At 46.2% G+C, this 20,730-nt stretch carries 18 protein-coding genes; 16 read left to right on the forward strand and 2 right to left on the reverse strand.

Annotated elements, in window-relative coordinates; genetic code table 11:
* The first annotated feature begins 3 nt into the window (after positions 1-3).
* From urtC to ureG, 11 genes are all read left to right on the forward strand, one after another.
* Positions 4-1,176, forward strand: a complete 1,173-nt coding sequence (gene urtC, locus L3V33_RS20290; RefSeq protein WP_237291097.1) for an urea ABC transporter permease subunit UrtC — start codon at positions 4-6, stop codon at positions 1,174-1,176.
* The gene (gene urtD / locus L3V33_RS20295; protein ID WP_237291098.1) at positions 1,173-2,015 is read left to right on the forward strand and encodes an urea ABC transporter ATP-binding protein UrtD; all 843 of its coding nucleotides are present in this window, start codon (positions 1,173-1,175) and stop codon (positions 2,013-2,015) included. Before urtC ends, urtD begins: the two co-directional genes overlap by 4 nt.
* Position 2,016: 1 nt before the next feature.
* Positions 2,017-2,712 (forward strand): urea ABC transporter ATP-binding subunit UrtE, encoded by a 696-nt coding sequence (gene urtE / locus L3V33_RS20300; RefSeq protein ID WP_017079878.1) that lies wholly within the window; start codon positions 2,017-2,019, stop codon positions 2,710-2,712.
* Positions 2,709-3,656: an urease accessory protein UreD gene (locus tag L3V33_RS20305; RefSeq protein ID WP_237291099.1), complete on the forward strand. Its 948-nt coding sequence runs from the start codon at positions 2,709-2,711 to the stop codon at positions 3,654-3,656. Before urtE ends, L3V33_RS20305 begins: the two co-directional genes overlap by 4 nt.
* 133 nt (positions 3,657-3,789) lie before the next feature.
* Complete coding sequence (gene ureA / locus L3V33_RS20310) at positions 3,790-4,092, forward strand: urease subunit gamma (protein WP_004735119.1); 303 nt, start codon at positions 3,790-3,792, stop codon at positions 4,090-4,092.
* 11 nt (positions 4,093-4,103) lie between these two features.
* The gene (locus L3V33_RS20315) at positions 4,104-4,439 is read left to right on the forward strand and encodes an urease subunit beta (protein ID WP_145565967.1); all 336 of its coding nucleotides are present in this window, start codon (positions 4,104-4,106) and stop codon (positions 4,437-4,439) included.
* Positions 4,440-4,480: 41 nt separating this feature from the next.
* A complete protein-coding gene (ureC, locus tag L3V33_RS20320; RefSeq protein ID WP_237291100.1) occupies positions 4,481-6,184 on the forward strand; it encodes an urease subunit alpha in 1,704 nt (567 codons plus the stop codon).
* 170 nt (positions 6,185-6,354) lie between these two features.
* A complete protein-coding gene (gene ureE, locus L3V33_RS20325; protein WP_004735122.1) occupies positions 6,355-6,807 on the forward strand; it encodes an urease accessory protein UreE in 453 nt (150 codons plus the stop codon).
* A gap of 239 nt (positions 6,808-7,046) precedes the next feature.
* Positions 7,047-7,643 carry a HupE/UreJ family protein gene (locus L3V33_RS20330; RefSeq protein ID WP_237291101.1) on the forward strand — a complete coding sequence of 199 codons (597 nt, stop codon included), beginning with the start codon at positions 7,047-7,049 and terminating at the stop codon, positions 7,641-7,643.
* A 41-nt stretch (positions 7,644-7,684) separates the two neighbouring features.
* Complete coding sequence (locus L3V33_RS20335; protein WP_237291102.1) at positions 7,685-8,365, forward strand: urease accessory UreF family protein; 681 nt, start codon at positions 7,685-7,687, stop codon at positions 8,363-8,365.
* A 46-nt stretch (positions 8,366-8,411) separates the two neighbouring features.
* A complete protein-coding gene (gene ureG, locus L3V33_RS20340) occupies positions 8,412-9,053 on the forward strand; it encodes an urease accessory protein UreG (protein ID WP_237291103.1) in 642 nt (213 codons plus the stop codon).
* 119 nt (positions 9,054-9,172) lie between these two features.
* Here the strand turns inward: ureG and xseA are convergent, their stop codons facing one another.
* Positions 9,173-10,519 (reverse strand): exodeoxyribonuclease VII large subunit, encoded by a 1,347-nt coding sequence (gene xseA / locus L3V33_RS20345; protein WP_102540578.1) that lies wholly within the window; start codon positions 10,517-10,519, stop codon positions 9,173-9,175.
* A gap of 269 nt (positions 10,520-10,788) precedes the next feature.
* Here xseA and guaB point away from each other — a divergent pair, with 269 nt between their 5' ends.
* From guaB to L3V33_RS20370, 5 genes are all read left to right on the forward strand, one after another.
* Positions 10,789-12,252: an IMP dehydrogenase gene (gene guaB, locus L3V33_RS20350; RefSeq protein ID WP_004735127.1), complete on the forward strand. Its 1,464-nt coding sequence runs from the start codon at positions 10,789-10,791 to the stop codon at positions 12,250-12,252.
* 202 nt (positions 12,253-12,454) lie between these two features.
* A complete protein-coding gene (guaA, locus tag L3V33_RS20355) occupies positions 12,455-14,008 on the forward strand; it encodes a glutamine-hydrolyzing GMP synthase (protein ID WP_017079884.1) in 1,554 nt (517 codons plus the stop codon).
* Between the two features lie 287 nt (positions 14,009-14,295).
* Entirely contained in the window at positions 14,296-16,020 is a 1,725-nt protein-coding gene (locus L3V33_RS20360; RefSeq protein WP_237291104.1) for a glycoside hydrolase family 19 protein, read from the forward strand.
* A 274-nt stretch (positions 16,021-16,294) separates the two neighbouring features.
* Positions 16,295-17,845, forward strand: a complete 1,551-nt coding sequence (locus tag L3V33_RS20365) for a Na+/H+ antiporter NhaC family protein (RefSeq protein WP_237291105.1) — start codon at positions 16,295-16,297, stop codon at positions 17,843-17,845.
* A 423-nt stretch (positions 17,846-18,268) separates the two neighbouring features.
* Positions 18,269-18,862: a GPR1/FUN34/YaaH family transporter gene (locus L3V33_RS20370; protein WP_010440610.1), complete on the forward strand. Its 594-nt coding sequence runs from the start codon at positions 18,269-18,271 to the stop codon at positions 18,860-18,862.
* A 145-nt stretch (positions 18,863-19,007) separates the two neighbouring features.
* On the opposite strand, the gene L3V33_RS20375 is transcribed toward L3V33_RS20370, so the two are convergent.
* Entirely contained in the window at positions 19,008-20,555 is a 1,548-nt protein-coding gene (locus L3V33_RS20375; RefSeq protein WP_065206930.1) for an alanine/glycine:cation symporter family protein, read from the reverse strand.
* Positions 20,556-20,730: the final 175 nt, after the last annotated feature.

The raw sequence follows: 20,730 nt of genomic DNA on the forward strand, positions 1-20,730 counted from the left end.
ATCATGCAGTCAAAATCATTTGTACTTTCGGCAATGCGTGGTGACAAAGGTGGCCAACTGACCATCCTTGCCATTCTTGCGGCCGTCATTCTTATCCCACTGGCTAACACCATGTTACCAAGTGGGCACCCGCTCCATGTCGAGACTTTCACTATCTCACTAATGGGTAAATACCTGAGCTACGCAATGTTGGCGTTGGCGCTCGATCTTGTGTGGGGCTATCTCGGAATATTGAGCCTCGGCCACGGTGCTTTCTTTGCGCTTGGTGGTTATGCGATGGGCATGTATTTAATGCGCCAGATTGGTGACCGTGGGGTTTATGGTGATCCAATCCTGCCTGACTTTATGGTGTTCCTTGATTGGTCGGTGTTGCCGTGGTTCTGGCAGGGTTTTGATCAGTTCTGGTTCGCCTGCTTGATGGTGGTGTTGGTGCCGGGCGCATTGGCTTACTTGTTTGGTTACCTTGCTTTCCGCTCTCGCGTGTCCGGGGTTTACCTTTCTATCATGACTCAGGCGTTAACTTACGCATTGATGCTGGCATTTTTCCGTAACGAGATGGGCTTTGGTGGCAACAACGGACTGACAGACTTTAAAGATATTATTGGCCTGAGCTTACAGAGTGATGCGGTCAAGATAGGCCTGTTTGTCGCGACTGGTATCTCGCTCATCCTCAGCTACATCGCTTGTCGTATGGTGGTGACCAGTCGATTAGGTCGTGTGGCATTAGCGATTCGTGATACGGAATCACGTACTCGCTTTATGGGCTACGACGTCGATGGCATCAAGCTGTGGGTCTTCGTTCTTTCTGCTGTTATCGCGGGTATTGCTGGGGCTTTATATGTCCCTCAAGTTGGTATCATTAACCCGGGAGAATTTGCCCCGCTTAACTCGATTGAGATTGTGGTTTGGGTTGCCTTAGGCGGTCGTGCCACTCTGTTTGGTGCCATTGTTGGGGCTCTGATTATCAACTACGCCAAGAGCTGGTTTACGGTTGAGTTCCCAGAGGTGTGGTTATTTGCTCTGGGTGGGCTATTCGTTCTTTCGACCATGTACTTCCCACAAGGTGTGATTGGTTTTGTCAGTGAAAAGTGGCGGCAGCTGCGCAAGGCATCGAATGGGAAAAACCAAGATAAAGATAAGGATGATCAGCACAAAGCCAAAGAGGTGATCGCATGACCACATTTAATAGCGTAAAAGAATCGGTTCAGGCGTTCACTCGTCGAGACCAAGTCTTTGATTACCTCAAACCCGATATTCATCCTGCCATCGATACCCGTCACAACGTGTTGTTGTACGTGGAAGGCGTCAACAAGAGCTTCGATGGTTTCCAAGCGATAAACGATCTGAACCTCTACATCAATGAAGGAGAGCTTCGCTGCATCATTGGCCCTAATGGCGCAGGTAAAACCACCATGATGGACATCATCACAGGTAAAACTAAGCCAGATACTGGTGAAGTGTGGCTAGGCTCGAACATCAATCTACTCAAGATGAACGAAGCAGAAATCGCCAATGCAGGCGTTGGGCGTAAATTCCAAAAACCGACCGTGATTGAGTGTTTAACCGTGTGGCAGAACCTTGAGTTAGCCATGGCGGGTGACCGCTCAGTGTGGACGACTTTCACTGCTGTAATGTCTGGTGAACAGAAAGACAAACTGACCTCGGTACTTGAGCTGATTCATTTAAAAGACGAAGCGGCGAATTTGGCAGGTAATCTGTCTCACGGGCAAAAGCAGTGGTTAGAGATAGGCATGTTATTGATGCAAAACCCTAGGCTATTGCTGGTGGATGAACCCGTTGCAGGGATGACTCACCAAGAGATGGACCGTACCTCTGAGTTACTTAACTCACTGGCAGGCAAGCACTCAGTGGTAGTGGTTGAACACGATATGGACTTCGTTCGTTCTATTGCTAGCCATGTCACTGTACTTCATCAAGGTCATGTGCTGGCTGCAGGCACCATGGACCAAGTGCAGGCTCACCCTGAAGTTAAACAAGTTTATCTCGGAGAATAGGATGCTAGAGGTTAAATCAGTTAATCAATATTACGGTGAGAGCCACACGCTGTGGGATTTGGATATGCAGATCCCTGAAGGCAAGTGCACAGTGTTAATGGGACGAAACGGTGTCGGTAAAACGACGTTGCTACAATGCATCATGGGGCTAGTTAAGGTCGAGAGCGGTGACATTTCGTTATCGGGTGAGTCGCTTTTGAAAACCGATGCGGAAGAGCGTGCTCGCCAAGGTATCGGTTATGTGCCGCAAGGCCGTCAGATCTTTCCGATGCTTACCGTTCAAGAAAACCTAGAAGTAGGCTTGCCGATTCGAGAAAAGGGCGACCGTAAGATCCCTGAGTTCATCTTCGATATATTCCCAGTATTAAAAGAGATGCTGCATCGTCGCGGAGGTGACTTATCTGGTGGTCAGCAGCAGCAACTCGCGATTGGGCGTGCGCTGGTAGTTAATCCAAAACTGTTGATCTTGGATGAACCAACAGAAGGTATTCAGCCCAATATCGTGCAAGAGATCGGTGACATCATTCGCATGCTCAACGAGAAGATGGGACTCACTGTCCTGCTTGTTGAGCAGAAGCTGCCATTTGCGAGAAAGGTCGGTGACCGATTTTGCATTCTCGACCGTGGTCGTCAGGTAGCAGAAGGTGAAATGAAAGGGCTCAATGAGTCTTTGATTAAGGAGTACCTAACCGTATGAGCTCTCTATATTCTTCGAGTGAAGCAATAAACACCTCTTTAGCGGGAGTGTTGTCTCTGAATGAGACCATCGAGCAAGATATCCGAGACGGTTGGCAAGCGAGCTTAAACCTCACCTTTGTTGACCGTGGTGATAAAACCGTTTTAAAGAATCGTCAGCAGTCTGGTCCGCTTGCGGTGCAACGCCCCTTGTATCCTGATGGGGAAACGTGTCACACCTACTTACTTCATCCCCCCGGCGGAGTCGTAGGTGGTGACACACTCAATATTGAAGCGACCATCGAAAGCGGTGCACATGCGTTGATCACCACACCCGGTGCGACCAAGTTTTATCGCTCAAACAACAAGTACGCCAAGCAGAAGCAGACCCTACGAGTGAAGAAAGATGCACGCTTGGAATGGATGCCGCAAGAGAACATCTTTTTCCCCAATGCACACGTTCGTTTAGACACTGAAATTCGTCTGGAAAAGGGTGCACAATTTTGGGGTTGGGAGATGCACTGTTTTGGACGCCCTGCACAGAATGAGGGATTCGAGCATGGTCACCTCGTTGGGAAAACAGAAATCTATCTTGATAATCAAAGGCTTCTGACTGAAGGTTTTAATTTTCACGGTGGCGATAAGCTAATGATAAATATGGGGTTACTTGATTATTCAATGATGGGAACCTTTTATATCACCTCAAATGAGAAGCAAGATTTAGAGTTGGTACAGAGCTTGCTCTTATCTATTACACAGCAAGCTTCACAGCAATCAGTTACATCAAAAATATCGAGTGAACCCACATTAATATTGGGCGCGACTCAGATAGAAGGATTGATTGTAGTGCGAGCCTTGGGGTATTGGAGTGAAGACATCCTCCAAGCCTTTGGTCAGATATGGCAAGCAACTCGCTCTCATTTGTGTGGTACGACTCCTGATTTACCAAGGATTTGGGCGACTTAGCGATTAGCCCTTTTTGTACCGAGGGCGACTTCCGGCCCTCGGTACATTTTTTAAAGCTTGCTGTGTTTGAATCCCACTTACTGCTCATGCGTTTTTGAGCACTAAGAAAACAACACTAACAGCGGGCGGCTAAATGGAATTAACACCAAGAGAAAAAGATAAGCTACTTATCTTCTGCGCAGGAATGCTGGCACAGCAGCGCAAACAAAAAGGCTTAAAACTCAACTACCCAGAATCTATTGCGCTGATCAGCAGTGCCATTCTTGAAGGTGCCCGCGAGGGTAAAACCGTTTCGGAATTGATGGATTTTGGACGCACATTGCTTACCGTCGATGACGTTATGGAGGGGATCCCTTCCATGATCCCTGATGTACAAGTCGAAGCCACTTTTCCTGATGGCACCAAGCTGGTGACCGTTCATGAACCTATCGTGTAGGGAGAAGTAATATGGCTGGTTCAACAAAACAATACTCAGGATTCGTTCCCGGAAAAGTAGAAACCGCTCCCGGTGACATCATTCTCAATGAAGGCCGCGACACGACGTCCGTTAAGGTGAAAAACATTGGCGATCGTCCTGTTCAAATTGGCTCTCATTACCACTTCTATGAAGCAAACCCTTCGCTGATCTTTGACCGAGAAGCCACTAAAGGCTTTCGACTCAATATTCCTGCTGGTACTGCAACCCGCTTTGAGCCGGGTCAGTCGCGCAGCGTCGAGTTAGTGCGTTACGCCGGTAAGTTAGAGATCTATGGCTTCCAAGGAAAGGTGATGGGCAAGCTTTAAGCGCTCTTCACGGAAATAATTAAAACAACAAAGGATTGATCATGGCGACGATATCCAGACAGGCTTACGCCGAAATGTTCGGGCCAACAGTTGGAGACCGAGTGCGTCTTGCTGACACTGATTTATGGCTAGAAGTTGAAAAGGATTACACCGTATACGGCGACGAAGTGAAGTTCGGCGGCGGTAAAGTTATCCGTGATGGACAAGGGCAAAGCCAACGTCCAAGTGCTGAGACACCGGATTTGGTGATTACCAACGCCATCGTATTAGACTACTGGGGCATCGTGAAAGCCGATGTCGCAATTAAAGATGGCCGAGTTCAGGCATTGGGCAAAGCGGGCAATCCAGATGTTCAACCGGGTGTTGATATTGTGATCGGCCCGGGCACGGAGATTTTAGCGGGCGAAGGTTCAATCTTGACTGCTGGTGGTATTGATTCACACATTCATTTTATCTGCCCACAACAAATTGAAGAGGCGTTGGCATCCGGCGTTACTACCATGATCGGCGGTGGTACAGGGCCAAACACAGGGACCAACGCAACCACATGTACGCCGGGCCCTTGGAACATGCATCGCATGCTGGAATCGCTCGATCAGTTCCCAATGAATTTTGGTTTGTTAGGTAAAGGCAATGCAAGTCAGCCTGAAGCATTACGTGAACAAGTCGCTGCTGGCGCAGTCGGTTTGAAGTTGCATGAGGACTGGGGAACCACTCCCGCTTCCATCGATACTTGTTTGAGCGTAGCTGACGAGATGGACGTACAAGTGGCGATTCATACCGATACCTTGAATGAGTCGGGCTTTGTTGAATCGACACTTGGCGCAATCGGCGACCGCGTGATTCATACCTATCACACCGAAGGTGCGGGTGGTGGTCATGCTCCCGATATTATTCGTGCTGCAGGTGAACCGAACGTTTTGCCCTCCTCAACCAATCCAACACGACCTTACACCATCAATACCGTCGATGAGCATTTGGATATGTTGATGGTATGTCATCACCTTTCACCATCGATTGCCGAAGATGTCGCGTTCGCTGAATCGCGTATTCGCCGTGAAACCATTGCCGCAGAAGACATTCTTCATGACTTAGGCGCATTCTCGATGATCGCTTCGGATTCACAAGCTATGGGGCGAGTGGGTGAAGTAATAACTCGAACTTGGCAAACCGCGCACAAGATGAAAGTTCAGCGCGGCAGCCTAAAAGAAGATTCAGACTACAGCGATAACTTCCGATTAAGACGCTATGTCGCTAAGTACACCATCAACCCAGCGATCACTCATGGTATGTCTCATGAAATCGGTTCTATCGAAGCAGGGAAATTAGCAGACTTAGTGTTGTGGAAGCCCGCTTTCTTTGGTGTGAAACCTAGTGTGATTTTGAAAGGCGGCATGATCGCCATGGCGCCGATGGGTGATCCAAACGCTTCAATCCCAACACCTCAGCCAGTTCACTATCGCTCTATGTTTGGTAGCTACGGCAAGGCGTGTCAGAACACATCGATGTTGTTTGTCTCTAAAGAAGCCAAGGCGCAGAACATCGATAAGCAATTGGGTCTGCAGAGTTTGATTGGCGTAGTAAGTAACTGCCGAAACATTAGCAAAGCCGACATGAAGCTCAACGATTGGATGCCGAAGATTGAGGTGGATTCTCAGACGTATCAAGTACGCGCCGATGGGGAACTGCTGACCTGTGAGCCTGCTGAAAAGCTGCCAATGGCTCAGAGATACTTTCTATTTTAAGAGCTCGGCTGAAGGCTCTTGTTTTAAGGCTTAGCTGAGGGCTCTCATTTTAACTCTGAGCTGAAGACTCCTGTTTTAGCTCTGAGCTAAGGGCTCTTTGACTGAACACTCTTATTTTGGCGACCCTATTTTGAACGTTATAAATCTCACAAGGAGATTGAGGTAATAGCATGATTGAACTGACCCAACTGAATACTCAAATACAAAATGCACCAGACGGTTACTTGAGCCTGCCGATTGATAGCCGCATCAAAAGCCGCCTTAAGGTGATGCTAGATGACGGGCGCAATGCAGGGCTGTTTCTACCACGAGGTCATATCTTGCGTGGTGGCGAACAACTCTCAAGTGAATGCGGTTTAGTCGTAGAAGTGAAAGCGGCACCAGAAACTGTTTCGACTGTTTACTGTGAAGACTTGCTCCTGTTAACACGAGTGGCTTATCACCTTGGTAACCGTCATGTCCCGCTGCAAGTCGAGGCGGGTTGGGTTCGTTATCAACACGACCATGTTTTGGATGAAATGGTTGAAGGCTTAGGCGCTAAAGTGACCACCGAGAAACAACCGTTTGAACCAGAAGGCGGCGCTTATGGCGGTCGCTCGGGTGGTCATCACCACCATCATTAATCGAGTCATTGATGACTCAAAAAAACATTGATTTAAACACCAACGATATTAATAACAATAATACCAATCACCGTAAGTAAGTGATCAACAATAGCGCAGAAAAAAGGCTTGAGAACAAGGCATAATTTTTCGATAAGTAGTTATTCTACAATCAAAAATTATAACGCAGTTATCGAGCATTTTAGCAAGCTAGGGTGAGCAATTATTTACTACGATTGGTATAAAGCAAGGAACTCACGATGAACTTTAAAACAGCTGCAGGCTTATGCACTTTCACAATAGCTTCTCTAACAACATCAACATTGGCTTTAGCTCACCCAGGACATGGAGCACACTCGGTTCATGAGTCTCACTCGTTTATGTCTGGCTTAACTCACCCTGTGACTGGTATGGATCACCTGATCATGCTGGTCGCTTTTGGTCTATTAATTGGCGCATTGTCGTTTTCAACCAAGATAAAAGCCGCTCTGATTGGCGGTGGATTGGCGTCTTTAGTGGTAGGGCTTATTGCAGGCCAAGCCTTAGGTTTCTCTGTAATTGTTGAGCCAGCCATTATCGCTTCTCTGTTCGTCGTCAGCTTATGTTTATGGCACGTGTTCTCACCATCAACCAAGCGTGTAAACAGCGTATTGGTCGCTTCTATTGCTATGCTGTTTTTCCATGGTTACGCACACGGTGTTGAAGCTGCGAGCAACCTGACTCAGTTCGCAACCGGTATGGGCATCAGTGCTCTGGGATTAATGGTTGTCGGTACGTTTGTTGGCCGCGCGGTTTACTCTAAATGGATGTCGGTCGGTGTGGCTTCAGCAAGCGCACTATTGCTGTTAGGCGCGTAAGCTCTCGAACTTTTTGATTCTAGAAGACAGAGAGCAAGAGTATGACCACAACAGAAAATGTCGCCATTTATCGTCTCTTTCAATTGATCAGTCCATCGTTGCCGATTGGTGGGTTCACTTACTCGCAAGGTTTAGAGTTAGCGGTTGAAGCTGGATGGGTGACCAATCGCGATAGCATGGAACAGTGGCTGAATACCATTGTCAGTTCCAGTGTCGCAACTTTGGAACTGCCCATCTTAGAGCGCCTTTATCACGCTTTAGAAAAGGGTGAACTCGATGAGATTGAGCACTGGTGTAACTACCTGTACTCAAGCCGTGAAACCAGTGAATTGCGAGCGGAAGAAAAGCAGCGCGGGCATGCATTGAACACCTTATTGAAGCGCTTAGATATCGATATTTCGCTGGTGGATTCTGTTGATAGTCACCCAAACCAATTGTTGGGCATGTGTATGGCGGCTCAGCATTGGGGTATTGATTTAGAGAGCCTCAAGCAGGGTTATTTATGGAGTTGGCTTGAAAACATCGTTACCGCAGGGGTCAAGTTAGTGCCTTTAGGTCAAACCGATGGTCAGTTGGCACTGATTAATATCACCAATACGTTTCCCGAGATCATTGAGAAAGCACGCACGATAGAAGATTGGATGATAGGCAGCTTTTCGCCATCAATGGCATTAGCAAGTTCACTGCACGAAACACAATACACGAGACTATTTCGTTCGTAGCGGTTAGCACGAACGATGTAGTAAAAAGAATATAAGGAAGTAGACAATGGAAAGTTATAAGCAACCCCTTCGAATTGGTATTGGCGGCCCTGTAGGGTCTGGTAAAACAGCATTGTTAGAGGTGCTATGTAAGGAGATTAGAGACAAGCTCAACATTGCCGTAGTAACCAATGATATCTACACCCAAGAAGACGCAAAGATACTCACGCGAGCAGAAGCGCTGGAACCAGATCGTATCATTGGTGTTGAAACAGGTGGCTGTCCGCACACTGCGATCCGTGAAGATGCGTCGATGAACTTAGCTGCAGTAGAAGAGCTGGCTAAACTGCATAAGAACCTCGATGTGGTATTCGTCGAAAGCGGTGGAGACAACCTCAGTGCCACGTTCAGCCCAGAGTTAGCCGACCTTACTATCTACGTGATTGATGTAGCGGAAGGGGAGAAGATCCCACGTAAAGGTGGCCCGGGTATTACACGATCCGATCTGTTAGTCATCAACAAGATCGATTTAGCACCGTATGTTGGTGCGTCACTTGAGGTGATGGAGCAAGATACGCAGCGCATGCGTCCAACCAAACCATACGTGTTCACCAACCTAAAAGAGAGCCAAGGGTTGGACTTCATCATCAACTTTATTGTGACGGAAGGAATGCTGACCATGAAGGAGCCTTCTACGACTGAGTCGTGAGTAGGGAGTAAGGTTTGAATCCGTTCGTTTGCTTTTGAAGCCAATAGACACAAAAAAGCCCTGTCGATTATTCGATAGGGCTTTCTGGTTTTAAATGATTTTTAACGTCCTAGTTGAATCTAAAGCTCGCTCTTCGCGACTCTTGTTGTCACTTGCGATTCAATTACACCGTCTTCAACTTGAGTGGTGATCACTTCACCTACTTCTACGTCATTAATCGATGACACGGTCTTACTCGATGCTGAATGAGTAATGCTGTAGCCACGCTTTAGGGTAGCAAGTGGACTAACGGTCTCTAACTTCTCGGCAGCCATGGCTAGCTGGTGGCGAGTGGTTAGCAGTGTTTTATCCATTGCATCCAATAGTTTTTGCTCTGAACGTTGTAGATGCAGTTTTTGTTCACCAAGGCGTTTTACTGGTGAGTTCAGCTGAAGCTGGTGCTGTTTACGTTCAACACGCTGTGCATGTTGTTTTAGGTATTGAGTCATACCACGACGCAAACGCATGTCTAAGTCATCAAGCTGCTGACTCTGCTTTTGCAGTTGGTAGCTCGGGTGTTGTTTCTCTAAGCGGTATTTCAACGTTTGAGTTGATTGCGCTTGTTTGATTAACACATGACGAATCGCACTGACTAAACGAGCACGTTTAGACGCATAAGCTTGCTCTTTATGACTGTTGTCACGGCTAACCAATTCAGCGGCTGCTGATGGCGTTGGAGCTCGCATGTCTGCGACGAAATCGGCGATAGTGACGTCAATTTCGTGGCCAACGGCGCTGATAATCGGTATTTGGCTTGCTGCAATTGTGCGAGCGACGATCTCGTTATTGAAACACCATAAGTCTTCTAATGAACCACCGCCACGACCCACGATCAATACGTCACACTCGTTGCGCTCATTGGCACGTCCAATCGCTTGAGCGATCTGAATCGAAGCTCCTTCACCTTGTACCATGGTCGGATACACGATGACTGGCAATGAAGGGTCGCGTCTCTTGAGAACATCGAGAATATCGAAGAGGGCTGCGCCTGTTTTAGAGGTGATGACACCGACGCACTTAGGATGTTCTGGCAGAATCTGCTTACTGGATTGAGCAAATAAGCCTTCCGCCGCTAAGTTCATCTTAAGTTTTTCAAATTCTTGCTGAAGCTTACCATCACCCTCTGGCTGCATGCTTTCGATAATCAGCTGATAGTCACCGCGTGGCTCATAAAGAGACAGACGTGCTTTGACTAAAACTTGATTACCGTTCTGAGGCTTAAACGTTACACGGCGGTTATTGCCACGAAACATAGCGCACTTAACTTGAGCGCGAGAGTCTTTAAGCGTGAGGTACCAGTGACCAGAGACAGGTGCAGAGAAATTTGAGATTTCACCAACGAGCCAGACTATTCCCATTTCGTTTTCTAATAGGAGACGAACCTCTGAGTTGAGGCGAGAAACAGTAAAGATGTTTGGATTAGTCATAGAAGCACTATCTTTCCTTGAAGGAAGGTCTTTCTTAGAATCTCACAGGGCGTGAGTATGGAAGATAGCGGCAATATAATACATAGCAAGGGGGTAAATGCAAATTAAAAACACAAAAATGTGTAGCCAAGCGATTTCGTTGGCCGTATAATCCGTCCGCAATATCTAATCCAAATGCAGTTTGATTTTCCTTAATTGGCTGCCCTCATTAGGCGAAACGATGAGATTGGATTGTTTCTTTTTACTCCTATTATTGTGAGATATTGCAAATGCTAAGAATTGCCAAAGAAGCGCTGACATTCGACGACGTACTGCTAGTGCCAGCACACTCCACCGTTCTCCCTAATACAGCTGATCTTCGCACTCAGCTGACGAAGAATATTTCCCTAAACATCCCAATGATCTCTGCATCGATGGATACTGTGACAGAAGCTCGCCTAGCGATTGCACTGGCACAAGAAGGCGGAATAGGCTTCATTCATAAGAACATGTCTATTGAACAGCAAGCTGAAATGGTTCGCCAGGTTAAAATTTACGAAGCAGGTGTGGTTTCTCACCCTGTGACTGTAAACCCTGACGCGACAATCGCTGATGTTGTAGCCCTTACTCAAAAACACGGCTTCGCCGGTTTCCCTGTTGTTACTGAAACAAACGAACTTGTTGGTATTATTACTGGCCGTGACGTTCGCTTTGTGACTGACCTTTCTAAGAAAGTTGATGTAGTAATGACGCCTAAAGCTCGCCTTGCTTCTGTTAAAGAAGGTGCAACTCGTGAAGAAGTTCAAGAGAAAATGCACGAAGCGCGCGTTGAAAAAGTTCTTGTTGTAAATGATGACTTCCAACTAACTGGAATGATCACTGCGAAAGATTTCCATAAAGCAGAACGTAAACCAAACGCTTGTAAAGATGAGCGCGGCAGCCTACGTGTAGGTGCAGCTGTTGGTGCTGGTGCTGGTAACGAAGAGCGCGTTGCTGCTCTTGTTGAAGCTGGCGTAGACGTTCTACTTATCGACTCTTCACACGGTCACTCTGAAGGCGTACTTAACCGTATCCGTGATACGCGTGCTGCATACCCTGATCTACAAATCATCGGTGGTAACGTAGCAACTGGCGCTGGCGCTCGTGCTCTTATCGAAGCGGGTGTTAGTGCGGTTAAAGTAGGTATCGGCCCGGGTTCAATCTGTACGACTCGTATCGTTACTGGTGTTGGTGTTCCTCAAGTAACAGCAATCGCAGACGCAGCTGAAGTGGCTAACGAATACGGTATTCCAGTAATCGCAGATGGCGGCATTCGCTTCTCTGGCGATATCTGTAAAGCTATCGTTGCTGGCGCATCTTGTGTGATGGTTGGTTCAATGTTCGCGGGTACTGAAGAAGCACCGGGTGAAGTTATCCTTTATAACGGTCGTTCTTACAAGTCTTACCGTGGTATGGGTTCTCTTGGCGCTATGTCTCAAGGTTCTTCTGACCGTTACTTCCAATCTGACAACGCTGCAGACAAGCTTGTTCCAGAAGGTATTGAAGGTCGTATCGCATACAAAGGTCGTCTAAAAGAGATCGTTCACCAACAGATGGGCGGCTTACGCTCAAGCATGGGCTTAACGGGTTCTGCAACTGTTGAAGATATGCGTACTAAAGCTGAGTTTGTTCGTATCTCTGGTGCGGGCATGAAAGAATCTCACGTACACGATGTTCAAATCACGAAAGAAGCACCTAACTACCGTTTAGGTTAATAATACGTCCAAACGTTTGAATAATGTGCTGATTTAGTCGGCACATTATTTTATCTAAAGCCTGTTTTGTTGAACGTATGATTTTTGCAAAACATCGCCTTACAGATAACCAACGAAAACGTTTGCTTTATTTCTTGAAGAGTTAATCAGAGGTGAGTAAACTCGCCTCCGTTTTATCACATAGCCAATAAGACTGCTTACAATGACTAAAAATATTCATGACCAACGTATTCTAATTCTGGACTTCGGTTCTCAATACACACAGCTAGTAGCTCGTCGTATTCGTGAGATCGGTGTTTACTGTGAACTTTGGAGCTGGGACGTAGAAGAAGCGGATATTCGTGAATTCAATCCAGACGGTATCATCCTATCTGGTGGCCCTGAAAGTGTAACGGAAGAGAATTCCCCACGTGCACCTCAGTACGTATTTGATTCAGGTGTTCCTGTCTTCGGTATCTGCTACGGCATGCAAACGATGGCTGAGCAACTTGGCGGTAAAGTAGCAACGTCTACTGAGCGCGAGTTCGGCTACGCAGCGGTACAAGTAACGGGTGAATCTGCACTTTTCGCTGACCTTGAGACGACTCAAGATGTTTGGATGAGCCACGGTGACAAAGTGGTTGAAATCCCTGCTGATTTTACAAAAATCGCAGAGACAGACACTTGCCCATACGCAGCAATGGCAAACGAAGATAAGAAATACTACGGTGTTCAATTCCACCCAGAAGTAACGCACACTAAAAACGGCCTAAAAATGCTTGAGAACTTCGTTCTTAACGCGTGTGGTTGTGAAGGTCTGTGGACTTCAGCGTCTATCATTGAAGATGCAGTTGCACGTATTAAAGAACAAGTAGGTGACGATGAAGTTATCCTTGGTCTTTCTGGTGGTGTTGATTCATCTGTAGTTGCGATGCTTGCTCACCGCGCTATCGGCGACAAACTAACATGTGTATTTGTTGATAACGGCCTTCTTCGTTTAAACGAAGGCGAGCAGGTTATGGACATGTTTGGTGACAAATTCGGCCTTAACATCATTAAAGTTGATGCTGAAGAACGTTTCCTTAACGCTCTGGAAGGTGAAGCTGAACCAGAAGCGAAACGTAAGATCATCGGTCACGTATTCGTAGATATCTTCGACGAAGAGTCTAAGAAACTGAAGAATGCTAAATGGCTTGCTCAGGGTACTATCTACCCAGACGTAATCGAGTCTGCAGCATCTAAGACTGGCAAAGCACACGTAATCAAATCTCACCACAACGTTGGTGGCCTTCCTGATGATATGGAAATGGGCCTTGTTGAGCCTCTACGTGAACTGTTTAAAGATGAAGTACGTAAGATCGGCCTAGAGCTTGGTCTTCCATACAACATGCTTTACCGCCACCCATTCCCGGGTCCAGGTCTAGGTGTTCGTGTACTTGGTGAAGTGAAGAAAGAGTACTGTGATTTACTGCGTCGTGCTGATGCTATCTTCATTGAAGAACTTCACGCTGCTGACCTTTACCACAAAGTATCTCAAGCATTCACGGTATTCCTACCAGTACGTTCAGTTGGCGTAATGGGCGATGGCCGTAAGTACGATTGGGTTGTATCTCTACGTGCAGTAGAAACTATCGACTTCATGACTGCTCACTGGGCACACCTACCATACGATTTCCTAGGTAAGGTTTCTAACCGTATTATCAACGAAGTTAACGGCATTTCACGTGTTGTTTACGATATTTCTGGTAAGCCACCAGCAACTATCGAGTGGGAATAATCTCTTAGAGATTTAACCAGTTTTGATTAAGCTCTTAAGCCTCGAATTTGTTCGGGGCTTTTTTCTTTCTGACTCAGGGTATTAAAAGCTTATAGCTGACAACTAAACACCAAATCAGTTGGAAACTAGATATCACCTCAATAACCTATGAGACACACTGTTGTGTTTAACTATACATAAAACTATCACTCGCAATTTTTATAAATTCATACCGCAACAGCTAGGCTATTTCCCATGTGCCACATACTCTTTGATGGACTTATTAAGGACAGATAAGAGAATCTATCATGTTAAAAATCAAATATTTGGCGACAGTACTGGGCTGCACCTTAGCAGCACAAAGTCATGCGTCTTTGAACATTCAACCTGATCCGCAAAACCCGAATGGTTACCTTGTTGAAAAGTCGGCATTACAAGCCGCTGAACAAGCAAAAACCTCGGATCCTATGTATGCGATCTGGTCACAAGCTTTACAAACTCGTTCGAACACCATCGTTGAAGCGGTTGAACCCGGTTCACCTTCCAACCCTGAAAACGTAAAACGGGTTGAGCGTGTATTCCCTCAATCTGAATGGGATTTCCTTACTCAGATGGCAGCACCAGAATACACCTACACTCGTTTCTTACGTGCGATCGGTAAATTCCCAGCTTTCTGTGGAGAGTACAGCGATGGTCGTGACTCCGACGCCATCTGTAAAAAATCCATCATCACCGCTTTTGCTCACTTTTCACAAGAGACGGGCGGTCACATCGCGATAGACAACACCTCTGATAACCCATTAGCTCTAGAAGAGTGGCAGCAAGCGCTAGTGCATGTTCGTGAAATGGGTTGGTCTGAAGGGCAAGAAGGTTACACCACGGGTTGTGGTCAGAACGATTGGCAGAATGCACGTTGGCCATGTGCCGCGGGGCAGGGTTACTTCGGACGTGGTGCTAAACAGCTTTCTTACCATTTTAACTACGGCGCGTTCTCGGAAGTGATGTTTGATGGTGATGCAACGGTTCTATTGAATAACCCAGGTTTGGTTGCTGATTCATGGTTGAACTTGGCTTCTGCTATCTGGTTCTTCCTTACGCCTCAAGCCCCTAAACCAGCAATGCTGCACGTGATCGACCGTACTTGGACACCATCTCAGCGTGAATTGGATGCGGGAATTGGTTATGGCTTTGGTACCACCATCAACGTGATTAATGGTGGTATCGAGTGTGGTGAGCAAAATAAAGACAAAGGCCAGCCAGTTAACCGTATTCGTTACTGGGAAGGGCTAGCAGCGCACTATCAAATTCCGGTAGAAGCGGATGAAGCCAATACTTGTTGGCAGCAAACGCCTTACGGAAGCTTGAATCTCAACGGCGCGACCGATGTGTTGTACACCAACTGGGATGGGAACTGGAAATACTACGCAGACCGCCCAGAAGGCTACTCATTTGAATGTGAGTTGGTTGGATTCCAAACGGGATATTCAGCGCTGGTGGCTGGCGATTACGAGAAGTGTGTGACTAACTTTTATGGTTCTCATGCGAGCTGGCCTGAAGTGAAAGTGGTCGACAAGCTTGATCCGGTAGACCCTGGTACTGATCCTGGTGGTAACGGTTGGAGTGCGACCAAGGTTTACAACGCTGGAGACCAAGTTACTCACAACGGTGCAACCTACGAAGCGAAATGGTGGACACAAGGGGATGACCCTGCCAATGGTGGCCCTTGGAAATTGGTTACTGGAGAGCCAACTCCACCCGTGACAGATCCATCGCCAGTTGACCCTGCACCTGTCGATCCTGCACCTGTCGATCCTGCTCCGGTAGACCCAACGCCCGTTGAACCACCTCTGACCGAGCCGCCTGTCGTTGTTGACCCATCGGTGTTTATCACATGGCAAGCGGGCGTTAGCCAAGTGAGTAACGGTGATAAAGTGACGCATAACGGCAAGTGTTTCGTGGCTAAAAACGGCCCAGGTGTATGGGAAAGCCCTGTTCAGTCGAATTGGTTCTGGGATGAAATTAGCTGTAATTGATCGTCTGAATACTGAAAATCGGTCTAACCGACGAGTTCAGTAGTACGACCATAATGATACAAATAATCAAAAGCCGAAAGTTTCTACTTTCGGCTTTTTTTCGTTTCGAACTTGGCTATCTAAGGAGGGCTATTGGTCTATTTGGCTATGTTGAAGCGCATTTAAAGACTAATTATCCAGTTAGAGGATAAAGTTCTGTACAAATAGTGATTGTGAATTTATATTCAAATTTAATTTATATTTATTCTTTTTATTTTAGGGTTAAGGTGTACCTATGGAACAGACAGATATCACGTCACTCATCCCCATTGTGATTACTTTGGTGTTGTCGTTGGCGACAAGGAATGTAGTGATAGGCCTATTTGCAGGTGTGCTGAGTGGTGTGGCAATGCTCACTGGTATGTTTAGCGAACTTAACCCGCTTGATACGTTTGGTACTATGGTGAAAGGTTACTTAGTCCCTCAACTTACCGACAGCTATAACGCAGGTGTGATCATGCTGTTGGTGTTCATCGGTGGCTTTGTCGCTTTGATGGAAAAATCCGGTGGTGGTGTTGCGTTTGCAAAGCGTGTTACTCAATGGGTAAGCAACAAATGCCAAGCTCAAATCTCAGCATGGTTTGGTGGAATCGTTATATTTTTCTCAGACTTAGGCACCCCTTTAATTGTGGGCCCTGTTTTTCGTCCCCTTTTCGATAAACTGAAACTCTCAAGACAGAAGCTAGCATTCATCATCGACTCAACCTCGTCGCCCGTTGCTATTCTTATCCCTTTCATTGGATGGGGCGTTTACATCATGAGTCTGATTCAAAAAGAATTCACGGCGTTGAATGTCAACATGTCTGATTGGGATGCCTTCATCGGTGCGATTCCTTTTCAGTTCTACGCATTCCTAGCGATTTTCATAGTCCCGTTAGTGTCCGTTAAAGGTTTAGACTTTGGGCCAATGGCAAAAGCCGAGCGTGATTGCCAAGCGGGAATCGATACTGGCGTGAATAGCGACTCACTGAATCCGTTCTCGCATAAAAATGCAAAGGCATCTTTTGTTTGGGCTCCATTGTTAGTGATGCTGGTGGTGTTGTGTGCCATGTTAGTTCCACAAGGCTTCCCGTTTCAAAAGGTCGCGGGTTCATCGTTCAGAGCGGCTTTATCATCGGCTTATTTCTTTGCGGCGATTACCTTGATCTCGCTAATGGCTTACTACGGTGTAAGAAAGCTGTCTGATGGTGTTGCAGTGTATTTAAAAGGCATGGGAAACATGATGCCCGTAGCGATCATCTTAGTATTGGCATGGGCGTTAAGCACAGTCGGTAAAGAGCTAGGTGCAGCGGCCTATATCGCCGAGCAAGCACAGAGCGGCTTTCCATACTGGTTAGTACCAGCGGTCGCTTTTTTGTTGTCGGCGATTATTTCATTCGCAACGGGATCGTCGTGGGGAACCTTCGCGATAATGATGCCATTGGTTATTCCAACCGCGATTGCGATTGATGCACCGCTACTCGTCGCAATTGGCGCTGTGTTGTCTGGTGGTTTGTTTGGTGACCATTGCTCACCGATCTCTGAAACAACGATTCTTTCTTCAACAGGGGCAGGGTGTGACCAGTTTGAACACTTTAAGACGCAGCTACCTTATGCATTGATGAACGGCTCTATCGCTTTGGTTAGTTTTGTCGTGGCAGGCTTTACTGGAAGTGCATGGGTGGTTCTAGGTGCGCTTGTTGCTCAGCTTATCCTTGTGACTCTGTTAGCTAAGCGCGATGCAAGTAAAAACGCTTCTTCAGAAGTTCAATCTCAAGTGTCTGAATCTAAACCACAACAAGCGTAATTTAAGATTACAAATGAGAGACTAGATACGGGATGCGAGTAAACGAGTAGCGAAAAGCTCGCCCTCTGTTGCCTACGTTTGCTATTAAGGGGGCGCTTATTCAAATCTAAAGACTCTTTTCGCATCCCGAATCTCGTTACCCGCATCTTTTTCATATGCATATCACTAACTTCAATCTCAACACGCTCTTCGCATCTCGTATCTCGTTACTCGCATCTTTTTTATAGCGTGATAGGGAATCTGTTTATTGATAGTTTCGGTGAATTAAACAAGCTGGTTATGAAACTAATTTTCCATAAGATCATTTGTACAATCTTAGTTTGCGATAACTGGATTACCTAGTTGTACGGTTTATAGATTAAAATTTTCTGATAATTTTTATCGTTTTTTTTTAATCAACCACTTTAATAAGGTAAATTCGCAATGTCGACCAAACTAGCTAACCCAGCGCCACTAGGCTTAATGGGTTTCGGTATGACCACTATTCTTCTTAATATCCACAACGCAGGTTTCTTCCCAATCGATTCTATGATTCTTGCAATGGGTATTTTTTACGGTGGTTTGAGCCAAGTTATCGTGGGCACTATGTGTTTCAAACGTGGTGACACGTTCGGTACGACAGCATTTACTTCATACGGCCTATTTTGGTTATCTCTAGTTGGTTTGATCGTGATGCCTTACATGGGCCTTCCAGCAAGCCCTGCTGCATTCATGGGTTGGTACCTACTACTATGGGGCATCTTCACAGGCTTTATGTTCATCGGTTCTCTATGTTACCCAGTTGCGAAGCAAGTAGTATTCGGTTCACTAACGATCCTGTTCTTCCTACTTGCAGCTCGTGATTTCACTGGCAGTGAACTAATCGGCACTATCGCTGGTTTTGAAGGTATTTTCTGTGGCGCTTCAGCTATCTACTTTGCAATGGCACAAGTAATCAACAACGAATACGGCCGCACAGTACTGCCTATCGGTGAGAAGAAAGCACCTCAAATGGCAACACAAGAAATCGCTGCTTAATACTCTAACTCGGGAACAGTTAGTTTGTTATAAGCCGTTTATTGGTTATGAATAAAACAAAAGGGGTTAGCCGAAATGGCTAACCCCTTTTTTATGCGTTATTAATAGCGCTATTTGTTAAAGCGATCTATTTGCTAAGGAAAGCTTAAGCTGAAGGTTGCTCTACAGGTTTAGTGTCTGCAGCTTCTGCTTCAGGAGACTTACCTGTTTTACGCTTGTACTTCTCTTCCCAGTAAGTAGCACCTTTGATACCTAGTTTTACAGGATTAAATGTGTACTCAGTTACGCCTTGTTTCTGTTGTTCTTCGTAATCTGCTAGAGCTTTAAGCGCAGGCTTAGACATGAAGAAGATGATCAGAATACCTACGATGTTTAACCATGCCATCAAGCCAACACCAACATCACCCATTGCCCATGCAAGGTTAGCTGTTTTGACTGTGCCATAGAAAACCGCAGTGATAAGAACAAGCTTAAGTACGAACATCATGCCAGGGATCTTGATGGTACGACGTAGGTAAGCAATATTCGTTTCTGCGATGTAGTAGTAAGCAAGAATCGTTGTAAATGCGAAGAAGAACAGAGCAAATGCGATGAATGGCTTACCAATGCCTGGTAGTGCACTTTCAATAGCAAGCTGTGTAAATACAGGACCATTCGCACCAATGTTTGCTGCTAGGTTCTGAACAAGGAACACACCTTCAGCGCCGCCGTGAACGTTGTAAGCACCAGTGATGATGATCATGAACGCTGTAGCAGAACATACTAGAAGAGTATCGATGTAGATAGAGAACGCTTGTACCAAACCTTGCTGAGCTGGGTGATCGACATTTGCCGCTGCTGCCGCGTGAGGACCAGTACCTTGACCCGCTTCGTTTGAGTAAACACCACGCTTAACACCCCAACCAATTGCTGCACCAAAGCCCGCCATAGGTGTGAATGCATCGCCAAGAATCATTCCGAAAACAGCTGGCACTTGGCCGATGTTTAGCAAGATGATAACGAACGCGATAATGATGTAAGCCAATGCCATGAATGGAACAACAATTTGTGTGAAGTTCGCAATACGTTTAACACCACCAAAGATGATGAAAGCAAGGATGATAGCAACAACAGTACCAGTGAAAATTTTAGCGAAACTGAATGTACCGATAGCTGTTTCAATCATGTCGCCTGAACCAAATGCAGCTTCTACAGCATTACCAATACTGTTTGACTGAACACCTGGAAGCAAAATACCACATGCAAAAATAGTTGAGATAGCGAAGATCCATGCGTACCACTTCTGGCCCATCGCTTTTTCAATGTAGTAAGCCGGACCACCACGGAACTGGCCTTCGTCTTCTTCTTTGTAGATTTGCGCTAGCGTAGATTCTGCGTAAGCAGTCGCGGCGCCAAAGAAGGCTACAACCCACATCCAGAATACTGCACCCGGACCACCGAAACCGATAGCGGCAGCAACACCGGCAATGTTACCTGTACCTACACGGCCAGATAGCGAAACGGCAAGAGCTTGGAAAGACGAGATGCCTTTTGTAGAGCTTTTACCTGATAGTAGCAAGCGCCACATTTCAAAGAAGTGACGGATTTGAACAAATCGAGTCATGATGGAGTAGAACAAACCTGCACCTAAACATAGGTAGATAAGTACTGGGCTCCAGATTATTCCATTCAAAAAATCAACGAATGACTGCATGAGTATTTTCCCTGTTAGTTTTACTTATGATTGTTTTTCGAACAACACAATACTTCACTTGTAACCCAAGTGTTAAATTATTTAACTGCGCATTAGGATTACTGTGACATAAAGCAAGTTACAGAGGATGTTTGTTAACGCTTAGTTCTAATTCGATAATCGTTCCATTTAACCT

The organism is Vibrio sp. A2-1, assembly GCF_021728355.1.
Lineage (GTDB): Bacteria > Pseudomonadota > Gammaproteobacteria > Enterobacterales > Vibrionaceae > Vibrio > Vibrio splendidus_K.

What these genes read in the sequence shown, in the direction of transcription:
- urtE (WP_017079878.1), top strand. Translation starts at nt 2,017, where the DNA reads ATGCTAGAGGTTAAATCAGTTAATCAATATTACGGTGAGAGCCACACG.
- xseA (WP_102540578.1), bottom strand. Translation starts at nt 10,519, where the DNA reads ATGACTAATCCAAACATCTTTACTGTTTCTCGCCTCAACTCAGAGGTT.
- guaA (WP_017079884.1), top strand. Translation starts at nt 12,455, where the DNA reads ATGACTAAAAATATTCATGACCAACGTATTCTAATTCTGGACTTCGGT.
- ureG (WP_237291103.1), top strand. Translation starts at nt 8,412, where the DNA reads ATGGAAAGTTATAAGCAACCCCTTCGAATTGGTATTGGCGGCCCTGTA.
- urtD (WP_237291098.1), top strand. Translation starts at nt 1,173, where the DNA reads ATGACCACATTTAATAGCGTAAAAGAATCGGTTCAGGCGTTCACTCGT.
- L3V33_RS20365 (WP_237291105.1), top strand. Translation starts at nt 16,295, where the DNA reads ATGGAACAGACAGATATCACGTCACTCATCCCCATTGTGATTACTTTG.
- guaB (WP_004735127.1), top strand. Translation starts at nt 10,789, where the DNA reads ATGCTAAGAATTGCCAAAGAAGCGCTGACATTCGACGACGTACTGCTA.
- L3V33_RS20330 (WP_237291101.1), top strand. Translation starts at nt 7,047, where the DNA reads ATGAACTTTAAAACAGCTGCAGGCTTATGCACTTTCACAATAGCTTCT.
- ureC (WP_237291100.1), top strand. Translation starts at nt 4,481, where the DNA reads ATGGCGACGATATCCAGACAGGCTTACGCCGAAATGTTCGGGCCAACA.
- ureA (WP_004735119.1), top strand. Translation starts at nt 3,790, where the DNA reads ATGGAATTAACACCAAGAGAAAAAGATAAGCTACTTATCTTCTGCGCA.
- urtC (WP_237291097.1), top strand. Translation starts at nt 4, where the DNA reads ATGCAGTCAAAATCATTTGTACTTTCGGCAATGCGTGGTGACAAAGGT.
- L3V33_RS20335 (WP_237291102.1), top strand. Translation starts at nt 7,685, where the DNA reads ATGACCACAACAGAAAATGTCGCCATTTATCGTCTCTTTCAATTGATC.
- L3V33_RS20375 (WP_065206930.1), bottom strand. Translation starts at nt 20,555, where the DNA reads ATGCAGTCATTCGTTGATTTTTTGAATGGAATAATCTGGAGCCCAGTA.
- L3V33_RS20360 (WP_237291104.1), top strand. Translation starts at nt 14,296, where the DNA reads ATGTTAAAAATCAAATATTTGGCGACAGTACTGGGCTGCACCTTAGCA.
- L3V33_RS20370 (WP_010440610.1), top strand. Translation starts at nt 18,269, where the DNA reads ATGTCGACCAAACTAGCTAACCCAGCGCCACTAGGCTTAATGGGTTTC.
- ureE (WP_004735122.1), top strand. Translation starts at nt 6,355, where the DNA reads ATGATTGAACTGACCCAACTGAATACTCAAATACAAAATGCACCAGAC.
- L3V33_RS20315 (WP_145565967.1), top strand. Translation starts at nt 4,104, where the DNA reads ATGGCTGGTTCAACAAAACAATACTCAGGATTCGTTCCCGGAAAAGTA.
- L3V33_RS20305 (WP_237291099.1), top strand. Translation starts at nt 2,709, where the DNA reads ATGAGCTCTCTATATTCTTCGAGTGAAGCAATAAACACCTCTTTAGCG.